Source organism: Rhizobium sp. LjRoot30, assembly GCF_964253915.1.
Lineage (GTDB): Bacteria > Pseudomonadota > Alphaproteobacteria > Rhizobiales > Rhizobiaceae > Metarhizobium.
This window is the reverse complement of sequence record NZ_CAXUSG020000002.1, coordinates 239,467-251,554: the sequence shown is the minus strand read 5'-3', so window position 1 is coordinate 251,554 and position 12,088 is coordinate 239,467. Positions and strand designations below refer to the sequence as shown.

General features: G+C 61.7%; 11 protein-coding genes. 7 read left to right on the top strand and 4 right to left on the bottom strand.

Features of this window, described 5'->3' with window-relative positions:
- Positions 1 to 114: 114 nt before the first annotated feature.
- The 5 genes from ACSQ3I_RS05170 to ACSQ3I_RS05150 all read left to right on the top strand — a co-directional run bounded on the left by ACSQ3I_RS05170 (position 115) and on the right by ACSQ3I_RS05150 (position 6,550).
- The gene (locus ACSQ3I_RS05170; protein WP_435996689.1) at positions 115 to 996 is read left to right on the top strand and encodes an AAA family ATPase; all 882 of its coding nucleotides are present in this window, start codon (positions 115 to 117) and stop codon (positions 994 to 996) included.
- The gene (locus tag ACSQ3I_RS05165; RefSeq protein WP_435996687.1) at positions 993 to 2,108 is read left to right on the top strand and encodes a vWA domain-containing protein; all 1,116 of its coding nucleotides are present in this window, start codon (positions 993 to 995) and stop codon (positions 2,106 to 2,108) included. The genes ACSQ3I_RS05170 and ACSQ3I_RS05165 overlap by 4 nt, the downstream gene beginning before the upstream one ends.
- Entirely contained in the window at positions 2,105 to 3,043 is a 939-nt protein-coding gene (locus tag ACSQ3I_RS05160; RefSeq protein WP_435996680.1) for an amidohydrolase family protein, read from the top strand. Before ACSQ3I_RS05165 ends, ACSQ3I_RS05160 begins: the two co-directional genes overlap by 4 nt.
- 3 nt (positions 3,044 to 3,046) lie before the next feature.
- Positions 3,047 to 4,642 carry an isochorismatase family protein gene (locus tag ACSQ3I_RS05155; protein WP_435996678.1) on the top strand — a complete coding sequence of 532 codons (1,596 nt, stop codon included), beginning with the start codon at positions 3,047 to 3,049 and terminating at the stop codon, positions 4,640 to 4,642.
- Between the two features lie 198 nt (positions 4,643 to 4,840).
- Positions 4,841 to 6,550, top strand: a complete 1,710-nt coding sequence (locus ACSQ3I_RS05150; protein WP_435996676.1) for a methyl-accepting chemotaxis protein — start codon at positions 4,841 to 4,843, stop codon at positions 6,548 to 6,550.
- 24 nt (positions 6,551 to 6,574) lie between these two features.
- Here the strand turns inward: ACSQ3I_RS05150 and ACSQ3I_RS05145 are convergent, their stop codons facing one another.
- Positions 6,575 to 7,048, bottom strand: a complete 474-nt coding sequence (locus ACSQ3I_RS05145; protein ID WP_435996674.1) for an Rrf2 family transcriptional regulator — start codon at positions 7,046 to 7,048, stop codon at positions 6,575 to 6,577.
- A gap of 156 nt (positions 7,049 to 7,204) precedes the next feature.
- Between ACSQ3I_RS05145 and ACSQ3I_RS05140 the strand changes: the two genes are divergently transcribed.
- Entirely contained in the window at positions 7,205 to 8,098 is an 894-nt protein-coding gene (locus tag ACSQ3I_RS05140; RefSeq protein WP_435997547.1) for an NAD(P)/FAD-dependent oxidoreductase, read from the top strand.
- A gap of 49 nt (positions 8,099 to 8,147) precedes the next feature.
- Here ACSQ3I_RS05140 and ACSQ3I_RS05135 read toward each other — a convergent pair whose 3' ends face one another.
- Positions 8,148 to 8,894: an SDR family NAD(P)-dependent oxidoreductase gene (locus ACSQ3I_RS05135; protein ID WP_435996673.1), complete on the bottom strand. Its 747-nt coding sequence runs from the start codon at positions 8,892 to 8,894 to the stop codon at positions 8,148 to 8,150.
- Between the two features lie 164 nt (positions 8,895 to 9,058).
- A complete protein-coding gene (locus ACSQ3I_RS05130) occupies positions 9,059 to 9,898 on the bottom strand; it encodes a fumarylacetoacetate hydrolase family protein (protein WP_435996671.1) in 840 nt (279 codons plus the stop codon).
- Between the two features lie 131 nt (positions 9,899 to 10,029).
- Between ACSQ3I_RS05130 and ACSQ3I_RS05125 the strand changes: the two genes are divergently transcribed.
- The gene (locus ACSQ3I_RS05125) at positions 10,030 to 10,707 is read left to right on the top strand and encodes a GntR family transcriptional regulator (protein WP_435996669.1); all 678 of its coding nucleotides are present in this window, start codon (positions 10,030 to 10,032) and stop codon (positions 10,705 to 10,707) included.
- A 5-nt stretch (positions 10,708 to 10,712) separates the two neighbouring features.
- Here the strand turns inward: ACSQ3I_RS05125 and ACSQ3I_RS05120 are convergent, their stop codons facing one another.
- Complete coding sequence (locus ACSQ3I_RS05120) at positions 10,713 to 11,927, bottom strand: ROK family transcriptional regulator (RefSeq protein ID WP_435996667.1); 1,215 nt, start codon at positions 11,925 to 11,927, stop codon at positions 10,713 to 10,715.
- Positions 11,928 to 12,088: the final 161 nt, after the last annotated feature.

The following is a 12,088-nucleotide window of genomic DNA, read 5'->3' as shown; positions in this document are numbered from 1 at the left end:
ACTTTCCCTTGTGGCACCCCCTCATCCCCCTGCCGGGGCCTTCTCCCCGTTGGGGAGAAGGAGAATTGTCGCACCGTTCTCCTCACACAATCCTGCTGCGTGGAGGCCCGCTGAATGCCAGTCCGTCGCTCCATCGTCGGCATCGACAGCCCCGCCCGGCTCGCCACCGCACTCGATGCGGCGCAATACCTTGCCGATGACGGGCTTTCGACGGCGGGATATCTGGCGCTGGCGCTGGGCAAGCCACTACTGCTCGAGGGCGCGCCCGGTGTCGGCAAGACGGAAGCAGCCAAGGCGATTGCCTCGGTGCTCGGCCGCAATCTCATTCGCCTGCAATGCTATGAAGGCATCGATGCCGCGGCCGCACTCTACGAATGGAACTATCCGCGCCAGATGCTGGCGATCCGGCAGGCCGGCGACACCTATCTCAATATCTATGGCGACGATTTCCTCATCGCCCGGCCGATGCTGGACGCCCTGCGTAACCCGAAGGATTCGGTGCTGCTGATCGACGAAATCGACCGCTCGGACCATGAGTTCGAAGCGTTCCTGCTCGAATTTCTGTCGGACTTCCAGATCTCCATTCCCGAGCGCGGCACGGTTCGTGCGGAGGAGGCGCCGGTCGTCATCCTCACCTCCAACCGCACCCGCGAACTGCACGAAGCGCTTCGTCGCCGCTGCGTCTACCATTGGATCGGCTATCCGGATGCCATGCGCGAAGCGCAGATCGTCATGATGCGGGCAAGCACGGTGGCGCGAGAGACGGCGGATGCCGTGGTCGCCGCCGTCGGTCGCCTGAGGCAGGAGCCATTGGCAAAGCCGCCGGGCGTGGCCGAAACCGTGGAGTGGGCGGAAGCGGCGACGCTCTTGCATTCGCAGGGCTCGCCCTGGCCGACAGCCTTCAAACGCGCCATCGGTGTGGCGCTGAAGGATCAGGACGACCTGGAGTTTGTCGCACCACGCATCGACGCGCTGATCTCGGGAGCGGCGGCATGACCGATGTCGAGGACCTGCCGCGCGCCGCCTGGCCTTTCGTCGAGTTTTCGACGCTCTTGCGCGCCAATGGCTTTTTCGTCTCGCCGGAACAGACGCAGACATTCATCCAGGCCGTCGGCCTGCTCGGGCCGAAGACGGTCGGCGACATCCACAAGGCGGGACTGGCGACGCTCGCACCGCCGCCGGAGCGCCGCGAAGAGTTCGACGCACTGTTCCGCCTGCTGTTCCTCGGCCAGTCGATTGCCGCCGGCATTTCCGACAACGAGGAGGAGGAACTGCGCGCCTATGACGAGCGCGACGGGGAGATGGATCCGCCCGAGGCCGACGAGATCAACGAATCCGGCGACGAGGCGACCGGCGCCGAAACCTTATCCCTCAGGCAATTCGTCGAGCTCGACGAAAGCGAAATCCTGCGCCGGTTCCGTCGGCAGGCGCCGTCGCGCCTGCCACGCCGCCAGACCTATCGTCGCACCGCCGCCAAGGCGGGTGATCGTTGGAACATGCGCAAGCTGCTGCGCGACGCCGTCAAGCGCGACGGCGAGGTGATGCGGCTGCCGAAAATGGCGCGCAAGACGCGCCAGCGACGCATCCTGCTCCTGGTTGATGTCTCCGGCTCGATGAAGCAGCACACCGACACCTACATGCGTTTCGCCCACACACTGGCGGCCGTCTCCGATCATTTCGAGGTTTTTACCCTCGGTACGCGGCTGACGCGGGTGACGCGGGCCTTGAAACTGCGCAACCGCGACCAGGCGTTGGCCATCGCCGCAACGCTGGTGGCAGACTGGGACGGCGGCACCAGGCTCGGCGATGCGCTTGCTGCCTTTCTCTCCGTGCCGCGTTTTGCCGGCTTTGCCCGCGGCGCGCTCACCGTCGTTCTCTCCGACGGGCTGGAGCGCGGCGACCATACGGCGATGACCGAGGCTGTCGAACGGCTGTCGCGCCGGGCCTGGCGGATCGTCTGGCTCACCCCGCTCGCAGGCGATGCGGACTACGTGCCGCAGACGCAGGCGCTTTCATCCATCCTTCCCCATATCGACCGGCTCGGCAACGGCGCTTCGACGGAGCGGCTCTGCAGCGAGCTGATCGACATCGCAAGGTCTGCAGCATGATCAGGATCGTCGACGCCCATCATCACATCTGGAGCCGCAAGGATCTGCCCTGGCTGATGGGTGCCATGCAGCCGCGCATCTTCGGGCCTTATGAATCGATCCGCCGGGATTATCCGATCGAGGAATATCTGGAGGATATCTCCGGTCGCAACATCGTCAAATCCGTCTATGTGCAGGCAAACTGGGCAAAGGACCGTTTCGAGGACGAGGTCGCCTGGGTGCAGGGCGAGGCCGACCGCAGCGGCTGGCCGCATGGCATCGTCGGTTATTGCGACATGACCGTCGATGACGCCCGGCCGGTGCTCGACCGGTTGAAAAAGTATCCGCTGATGCGCGGCATTCGCCAGCAGTTCCACTGGCATGAAAACCCGCTCTACCGTTTTGCCGCCGATCCCAACCTGGCGCGTAACGCAAACGTCGTTCGCAATGTTGCGGCCTTGGTCGATTACGGCTGGAGTTTTGACCTGCAGGTCTTCGCCTCGCAGATGCGTGGTGCGGCCGACCTGGCAGCGGCCTGCCCGAACGTAACCTTTATCCTGCAGCACGCCGGTATGCCGGAGGACCTTTCGCCCGCGGGTTACGATTACTGGCGCCAGGAATTGCGGCATCTCGCAGAACAACCGAACGTGGTGACGAAACTTTCGGCCTTCGGCACCTTCATCCATCGCAACGAGACCGGCCACATCAGCCGCATCCTGCACGAGGCGCTGGCGATTTTCGGCCCGGATCGTTGCCTGTTCGGTTCGAATTTCCCCATCGAGAAAATCTGGACCGATTACGGCCCGCTGGTCGATTCCTTCCTGATCGCCGCGAGCACCCTCGACGAAGCGGCGCAGACGGCGATTTTCCACGATACGGCGATGAGGGTCTATCAGCTGGACAGGGCGGGATCGGTCACCGCACGACCGAAATTCGGCAAGAAAACGGGAGCATGAACCATGGCGCATGAGGTGCTGGATCCGGAATTCCGCAACTTGATCGATCCGAACGCGCCAGTACGCATGGCGGGCAACGGTTTTACCTTCACCGAAGGGCCGATCTGGCATCCGGTCGAGCAATATCTGCTGTTTTCCGACATGCCGGGAGACGTGCGCCGCAGGCTCGATCGCAACGGCGTACGCGAGGTGGCAAGGCCCTCCAACAAGGGCAACGGCATGACCTATACGCGCGATCTAGACCTGATCGTCTGCGAACATGCCACGTCGTCGGTGGTCGCCATTCGACGCGACGGGGTGCGCCAGGTGCTGGCCTCGCATTTCGAGGGCAAGGAACTCAACAGCCCCAACGACGTCTGCATCCATAGCGACGGTTCGATCTATTTCACCGATCCCTGGTATGGCCGCATGCCGATCTTTGGCGTCGAGCGGCCCCGCGATCTTGGCTGGCAAGGGGTCTTTCGCATCCGCCCCGGCCAGCTCGGCCGCGAACCGGAACTGGTCGTTGGCCGCTATGTCTTCTCGCAGCCGAACGGCCTCTGCTTTTCGCCGGACGAAAAACTGCTCTACATCAACGATACGGACCAGGCGAACATCCGTGTTTTCGACGTTCTTCCGGATGGTCTTCTCTCCGAAGGACGCGCCTTCGCCTCGGGGATCCGTGACGGCAGCAAGCCCGGCCTGCCTGACGGCATGAAATGCGACGAGGCCGGCAACATATGGGTCACCGGGCCGGGCGGCGTCTGGGTCTACAGTCCGGGCGGGCGGTTGCTGGGGAAACTCGTCGTGCCGGAAGAGGTCGCCAACCTGCATTGGGGCGGACCGGACTGGCGCACCCTCTACATGACCGCCACGACATCGGTCTACACGGTCGAGACGAAGATCGGCCCGAGAAAGGAACCCTTCATGCGCTCCGGTCAATCTTCCGCCGATGCTGTCTCCCGCGGCGTGAAATCGTCTGAACCGCAGGGATCTCCGGCCGGAACGGACGGCGCATTCCAGCTCGATGCCTCACGCTGCGCGCTGATCATCCAGGACATGCAGAACGATGTGGTGATGGAGGGTGGCGCCTTCGCCGCCTCCGGTTCACCGCAGCATTGCCGCGAACAGAACGCCATCGAAAACATCCGCCGGCTGGCCGAGCGATGCCGGAGTGCCGGCATTCCCGTCATCCACGTCTGGTTCCTGGTCGAACCGGGCCTGCCGGGTTTCACGCTGAATGCACCGCTTTTCGAAGGGGTGCTGGATGCCAAGGCCCTGGTGCGCGGCACCTGGGGCGCTCTGCCGGTGCCGGGGCTGGAGCAGCAGGCGGGCGACATCGTCGTTCCCAAGATGCGCATGAGTGCCTGGGAGGGCACGAACCTGGAAACCGTGCTGAAGGCCTATGGCCGCGACATGGTCATCGTCACCGGCGCCTGGACGAACATGTCGATCGAACACACCGCCCGCACCGGCGCCGACAAGGGTTACATCATGATCGTGCCGGAAGACGGCTGCTCGACGATGAACGCCGATTGGCACAAGGCATCGATAAACTACGCGATGCAGAATGTCGCCGCGGTGACGACGGTTCGCGATGTGGTGGAAGCCCTCCGGTAGCCTTGAGGCGGAGCCCGTTTCATTGTCGGTCTCCGGCGCTTTGGAGGCCGGCTTTCCTACGTCGGAAGTGTTTGTGATGTGAGATCTTCACGTAACGTCAGTTTGAACGATTGCCTTGCTTTTCCAGGGTTCGTTAACCCAAAATTGACCACGCGCCTCCATATTTCTTATGCGTTTGCATAAAATCTGGAGCTCCCAATGGCTAGGGTACCCTTTCGTCATGCCTTGTCGAATGCCGCAGTGCTGAATGCACTGGACAAGACGAATGCGATTATCGAGTTCGATCTCACCGGTCGGATTCTCTTCGCAAACGAAAATTTCTGCAGGACGATGGGATACCAGTTGGACGAGATTGTCGGCCGGCATCACCGCATGTTTGTCGAGCCTGCCGAGGCAACGTCGCAATCCTACGCGGATTTCTGGAAAAATCTCGGAAGCGGCAAGCCGGATCAGAAGCAATACAAGCGCTTGGCCAAGGGCGGACGCGAGGTCTGGATCGAGGCATCGTATAACCCGGTCTTGCGTGGCGGCAGGCCGTACAAGGTCGTCAAGCTCGCGATCGACATCACGGCGGCGAAAAAGCGGGCAGCGGAAGACAAAGGCAAGCTGGAAGCCTTGTCGCGCGCCCAGGCAATCATCGAATTCACCCCGTCCGGCGACATCATCACCGCCAACGACAACTTCCTGAAGGCGCTCGGCTACCGGCTGGACGAGATCGTCGGCAAGCATCACGCCATGTTCTGCGAGCCGCAGGATGTCCGCACACCGGCCTACCAGGCTTTCTGGCCCAATCTGGCTGCCGGGCAGTTCGTGGCAGATCAATTCACCCGCATCGCCAAGGATGGCCGCAAGGTCTATATCCAGGCATCTTACAATCCGATTCTCGACGACAGCGGCCATGTCTTCAAGGTCGTGAAATTTGCGACGGATGTCAGCGAGCGGGTCAAGATGATCCAGGAGGTGGGTGCCGGCCTGTCGCGTCTTGCCGACTGCAACATACGCCAGACGATCGACATGCCGTTTACCCACGAATTCGAACCGCTGCGCCGCGACTTCAATGCGTCGATCGGCGCCTTCCAGGAAACGCTCGTCAGCGTTCTGCAGCAGACAAACAGCGTCAACGGCAACAGCAAAGACATGCACGATGCGGCCGAGCAGCTTGCATTGCGCACCAGGGAGCAGGCAGCTTCCCTGAAACAGACGTCCGCGGCTCTGGAAGAGGTCACCGAAACCGTCAAATCCTCGACGGCAAACACCGAGGAAACCCGCAGCCTCGTGAAGAACGCCCTTGCTTCGACAGCGGCTTCCACGAACATCGTGCAGGAAACGATCACGGCGATAAAGAGGATCGAGACCGCTTCGAGCGAGATCAGCCAGATCATCGGCGTCATCGACAATATCGCCTTCCAGACCAATCTCCTGGCACTCAATGCCGGTGTCGAGGCTGCCCGCGCCGGCGAGGCCGGCAAGGGATTTGCCGTCGTGGCCCAGGAAGTCCGCGAGTTGGCGCAACGCTCCGCCAAGGCGGCGAAAGAAATCAAGGATCTTATCCAGAATTCAGGTCGGCAGGTGACCGAAGGCGTGCGGCTCATCGACGCGACGGGCGAAGCGCTTCACGAAATCGAGCAATTCGTCGCTTCCATCGACCGCAACATGCAATCGCTGGCCACGGCCGCCACGGAACAATCCACAGGGCTTTCCGAGATCAACAAGGCTGTTTCGCATGTCGACCACATGACCCAGCAGAACGCCGCCATGGTCGACCACACCACCAAGATCAGCCAGCAACTCGCCGAGGGTGCCGCCCGGCTTTCGGAACTGGTCAATCACTTCAAGCTCAACCGGCGCTCGGCTATTCGCGAGCCGGCTGCGCAATCCGCGAAATCGGCATCGCAACGGGCTGCCTGAAAGAACGACCCGGGGGATTCCGCCCTAAATCGGCGGTTCCTCCGCCACACTGGATGAAGGACTGCATGCACCATGCTGTCCCCAACGCTTCAACGATTCCTCCGCCAGATTCGCCAAGGTAACGGTACCGAACTTCGCAAGCAGGATGTTTTCGGCCTCATTCATCGCCTCCTCAAGAGCGGCGTTGACTGCCTGTTCCACCACACATTCAGGATTATCGCCGGAAAGCCCGATGGAAAACAGCTGCGGTGATCCGAGCGCAACGTGAATATCACGCAAGGTGATGTCCGCCAGTGGACGGGTCAAAACCCATCCACCTCCATGACCTTTCTCGGATCGCACATATCCCCGATCCCTCAACCCGGCCATTGTCCGCCTGACAACCACCGGGTTCGTCCCCAGCATGTGGGCAATCACCTCGGACGTTGCTGGCCCATCATAGCGGTCCATATGGATCAGCACGTGCAGCATGCGCGATAATCTGGTGTCGTGTCTCACGGCGCTGTCCTTCCTCATATCTCGTGGGCAGCCTACCACATCCAATTCACGTAACTAAATAAGTGTCTTGAAGGTTGACATTCAATTTTCTCGCAACATAATAAGTGACGTGAAATGAATTCAGCTGCAAAACGACAAGTGAGAAAGGGAGTGGTTATGGATTTTGATGCCATCATCATTGGCGGCAGTTATGCCGGGATTTCAGCAGCCCTGCAGCTTGCCCGGGCCCGCCGCCGCATTCTGATCGTCGATGCCGGCGAAAGGAGAAACCGCTTCGCAAAACATTCCCACGGGTTCCTGGGACAGGACGGCCGGGAGCCGGCGGCAATCGTCGCCGAAGCACGGAGACAACTCCTGCTATACCCCACCGTTCAATGGCTTGAGGGCAAGGTCGAAACGGCAACCCGCCGCGACATGGGCTTTGATGTCATGCTGCATGGAAGGGCAATCGAACACGGCAAAAGGCTCGTTCTGGCCAGCGGTGTTGTCGATAGCCTTCCAGCGGTGCCGGGGTTGAAGGAGCGTTGGGGCACTGCAGTCTTCCATTGCCCTTATTGCCATGGCTATGAACTCCAGATGGGGCGGATCGGCGTGGTCGCTACGTCCGAAATATCGATGCATCACGCATTGATGCTGCCCGATTGGGGTACGACGACGCTTTTCACCAACGGCGCCTTCTTTCCTGATGTGGAGCAACGCAGACAACTGGACGGCCGGGGCGTCACCCTTGAGACCACGCCTATCCGCGAGATCATCGGCCAGCGCGCCGAGGTCGTGCTCGTCGATGGGCGTGTGCTTGCGATGGACGGCCTATTCACGGTGCCGCAGATATCGATAAACCGAGCCTGGTCGGATGATCTTGGCTGCGCACTGGAAGAAGGTCCCTTTGGCGCGGTTCTCCGTACCGATGCCACGAAAGAAACCAGCGTGCGGGGCGTATTTGCCTGCGGCGACGTTGCGCGTGCCGCCGGCAACGTCGCCATGGCCGTTGGCGACGGTGCGCTCACCGGCGCTGCAACCCACAGATCACTGATGTTCGGCAGCCTGTGACGGCTGCCATATGCCTTTCCTGTCCTGATTGTCCGAAGCCTCCGGGCAATCAATAAGTCGTCCGGCCGCCGCTGAGGTCGAATGTCGCGGCGGTGGTGAAGGAGTTTTCCTCCGACATCAGCCAGGCCGTCATCGAGGCGATCTCTTCGATCTCGACGAAACGCTCGCGCGGGATGCGCACCAGCATGTAGTTGATGAATTCCGGCGTCAGGCCATCCAGAATGGGCGTCTTCGCCGTCGCCGGCGTGATGGCGTTGACGGCGATGCCTGTCTTTGCCAGTTCCTTGCCCAGCGATTTTGTAAAGCCCAGCACGCCGGCCTTGGCGGCGCTGTAGGCGGCGAGGTTTGGATTGCCTTCCTTGCCGGCAACGGACGAGACGTTGACGATGCGCCCGTAATTGTTTTCGAGCATGATCGGCACAATTTCGCGGCAGCAATGGAAGGTGCCGGTCAGGTTGACCTCGATGACATCGCGCCATTCCGAACTGGCATAATCGGTGACCGGCTTGACCTTGCCGGTGATGCCGGCGCAGTTCACCAGCCCGTCGATACGGCCGAAATCCGCTTTGGTCTGCCGGGCTGCGGCCGCGACCGACTCGCCGTCAGCGACATTCACCACATAGGAGCGAGCTTCGGGGGACAGCGCTGCAGCACTGTTCTTCGCGACATCGCTGTTCAGATCCCAAATGGCAAGTTTAGCGCCCGATCGCAGCAGGCGGTCGGCGATGGCGTAACCGATACCCTGCGCGCCACCGGTGACCACGACGACGCGGCCGTTCATATCTATCTGGTTCATGCTCTCCTCCCATTGCGAATTTTTTCCCGTCCGCAGCTCTCCCAAACCGCGGACGGGAAGATATCAGAGCATGTCCGCTTTTCTTCGAAACGCGTAAACGCTCTGTCTCTTTGTTTTGCCGCATTGTCCGATGCCGAAGCGATTCCGCTTCGGCTGGAAATGCTTTAGGCCTGCGCGACCGTCTGGCGCTGGATGCCGAGACCTTCGATCTCGATTTCCATGGTGTCGCCGGCCTTGAGGTAACGCGGCGGCTTCATGCCCATGCCGACGCCCGGAGGGGTGCCGGTGGTGATGACGTCGCCCGGCTCGAGGATCATGAACTGCGAGATGTAGTGAACCAGGAACGGCACCTTGAAGACCATGGTCGAGGTCGAGCCGTTCTGCACCAGTTCGCCGTTGACGGTCAGCTTCATGGCGAGGCTTTCGGTGTTCACCTCGTCCTTGGTCACCAGCCAGGGGCCGAGCGGGCCGAAGGTCGGGCAACCCTTGCCCTTGGTCCAGGTGCCGCCACGCTCGAGCTGGTAGGAGCGCTCGGAAACGTCGTTGCAGACGCAATAGCCGGCGACGTAGTCCAAAGCGTCGGCTTCGCTGACGTAGGAGGCGCGCTTGCCGATGACGACGGCCAGTTCCACTTCCCAGTCGGTCTTTTCGGAACCCGGCGGCACGAGGATGGTGTCATCGGGGCCGACGATGCAGGACGGCGCCTTGTTGAACAGCACCGGTTCGGCCGGCACGGCCATGCCGCTTTCGGCAGCGTGGTCGGCATAGTTGAGGCCGACGGCGATGAAATTGCCGACCTTGCCGACGCAGGAACCGAGGCGCACGCCTTCGGGACCGAGCGGCAGGGCGCTGGTGTCGAGCGACTTCAGCTTCGCAAGGCTGTCTTCGCCCAGCGCTTCGCCAGCGAGATCCGCCAGGATGCCCGAGAGATCGCGGAGCTTGCCGCCGGCATCGATGAGACCGGGCTTTTCTTCTCCCGGATTTCCAAAACGTACGAGTTTCATGGTTTTCCTGCCTTTCCTTGAGGTCGGGAGCGTTGTCTCCCAGATTCCTGTTGCGCACGAGGTTCCACAAGTTTTACATGGTGTCAAACATTTTCGAAAATCCTTGGCATTTTGCCAAATCTGGGAACGAGATGCCGGACGCGAAGAAAAAATCCTCGGGCACTTTGGCGGGTGACGCTTATACGCTTATTCACGAGGCGATCCGCGCCGGTCGTTTCCGGCCGGGAGACAGGCTGCGGTTTGCCGAGTTGCAGGCACTGTGCGGCATGAGCGTCACCCCGGTGCGCGAGGCGCTGGCCCGGCTGACGGCGGAAGGATTTACGACGCTCGACAACCACAAGGGCTACAGTGTCGCCAGCCTGTCGCTCGACGAATTGCGCGATATCACGGCAATGCGCAAACTGTGTGAATCCGAGGCGTTGCGCCTGTCAATCAAGCATGGCGACGACGGCTGGGAAAGCAGGATCATCGCCGCGCACCATCTCATGGCGCGATTGCCGCGGCAGCGGGACGACATTCCTTCGGTGATTCGCGACGATTGGGACGAGCGGCACGCCGCCTTCCACCAGGCGTTGATTTCCGCCTGCCGCTCTCCGATCCTTCTGGAAATCTGCGACAAGCTGTTTACGCGCGCCGACCGCTACCGTCGCCTGTCGATCAGCGTCGACCGCACACGGGACGTGGCCGCCGAGCATCGGACGATCATGGACAGGACGCTGGCGCGCGACGCCGAGGGGGCGCTCGAAGCGCTCTGTCGCCATTACCAGGAAACCGCCAATTCGCTGGAGCAGGTTCTCCAGGCGATGTAGGGCCTTTACTCCGTGTCTTCCGGGATCGACATCGTCCCGGCCGGCGGCAGACTCAAGCGTCCCGACGGCGGATTGCCTTCGAAAAGATGGCCATGCAACTGGCCCACGCCGATTGCGGCTGCGCCGATCACAGCCGCCCGGCCGCCGAGAAGGGCTGGCTCCACCGTGACCGGGTAAGGGAAGCAAAGCGGCAGGTAGCGCCGGATCCGCTCCAGCATCTCCGTCCGCAGCCCGATGGAACCACCGAGCACGACCTTTTCCGGATTGGCGATGGCGGCGATGGCGGCGATGCCGCGAGCCAGCAATTTGCCGGTTTCGTCCAGCACATTGATGGCCGCCGGCACACCGGCCGCTGCCTTTTCGAACAGGGCAGGGACAGACAGCGTTTCTCCGCTCCGCTGCCGAAACAGTTCAACCATGCCGAAGGAGCCGGCAAGCCGCTCGAAAGCGCCCATGCTGAGCGATGCCGGGTCGAAAGGGTCCGCGCCGAAAGGCAGGAAGGCAATTTCTCCCGCAGCATTGCCAAAACCGCGCAAAAGTTCGCCACCGACGATCAGGCCGCTGCCCGTGCCGGTGCCCAAAGCAACATAAGCGAGGTTATCGACACCGCGTCCCTGGCCGATCCATTTTTCGCCGACCGCGCCGAGATTGACGTCGTTTTCCAGCACCACCGGCGCACCGAGGGCTTTTTCGAAGGCTGCCGCCACATCCATGCGGTCGAAATCGGCGATGTTCGGAACCAGCAGCACCCGGCCGGTTGCCTTGTCCGGCGAACCCGGCACGCCGATCACGGCAAGGCGGATCCGCTCAACGGCGATGTTTTTGCTGATGGCGGTCGTCCGACACAGATCGGCAATCTGGTCGATGACGAATTGTCCGCCGCGCTGATCTGTCGGCGCGACGTCTTCGGCGACGAGATTGCAGGCGAGGTCGGCGATTGCCACGGCAATCTTGGTACCGCCGAGATCGACGGCAGCGACATAGGCCGCTTCCGGCACCAGTTCGTAGTTGACCGCGGTACGGCCGATATGGCCGTGCGTGCGCCCCGTCTGCCGCACGAAACCTTCCACCTCCAGGTTGCCGACAATCTCGGAAATCGTCTGTTTCGACAGGCCGGTTTCCTTGGAGAGCGCTGCCCGCGAGATCGGGCCGTCCGTCAGGATGGCGTCCATGACGGCATGCCGGGAAAGTTTTCGCGAAAGCCGGTTGCCGTCACTCATCCGCGTCTCCAGATAGTTCGTTCCTTGACCGAACTAATAGAATATCCTAACTTTTGTCAACGGACGCATTCGTTTGCCGGATGTTGCCGCACCGTTCTGTCCGGCCAGAGAAGCGGCCGATGGAGCGCGGGGAAGAGGAACGCCGGTGGACCGGCCGAAAT

Bases quoted from the DNA above. Each gene is read 5' to 3' on its own strand.
- ACSQ3I_RS05150 (WP_435996676.1), top strand. From the start codon at position 4,841: ATGGCTAGGGTACCCTTTCGTCATGCCTTGTCGAATGCCGCAGTGCTG.
- ACSQ3I_RS05160 (WP_435996680.1), top strand. From the start codon at position 2,105: ATGATCAGGATCGTCGACGCCCATCATCACATCTGGAGCCGCAAGGAT.
- ACSQ3I_RS05130 (WP_435996671.1), bottom strand. From the start codon at position 9,898: ATGAAACTCGTACGTTTTGGAAATCCGGGAGAAGAAAAGCCCGGTCTC.
- ACSQ3I_RS05135 (WP_435996673.1), bottom strand. From the start codon at position 8,894: ATGAACCAGATAGATATGAACGGCCGCGTCGTCGTGGTCACCGGTGGC.
- ACSQ3I_RS05155 (WP_435996678.1), top strand. From the start codon at position 3,047: ATGGCGCATGAGGTGCTGGATCCGGAATTCCGCAACTTGATCGATCCG.
- ACSQ3I_RS05170 (WP_435996689.1), top strand. From the start codon at position 115: ATGCCAGTCCGTCGCTCCATCGTCGGCATCGACAGCCCCGCCCGGCTC.
- ACSQ3I_RS05140 (WP_435997547.1), top strand. From the start codon at position 7,205: ATGGATTTTGATGCCATCATCATTGGCGGCAGTTATGCCGGGATTTCA.
- ACSQ3I_RS05165 (WP_435996687.1), top strand. From the start codon at position 993: ATGACCGATGTCGAGGACCTGCCGCGCGCCGCCTGGCCTTTCGTCGAG.
- ACSQ3I_RS05120 (WP_435996667.1), bottom strand. From the start codon at position 11,927: ATGAGTGACGGCAACCGGCTTTCGCGAAAACTTTCCCGGCATGCCGTC.
- ACSQ3I_RS05125 (WP_435996669.1), top strand. From the start codon at position 10,030: ATGCCGGACGCGAAGAAAAAATCCTCGGGCACTTTGGCGGGTGACGCT.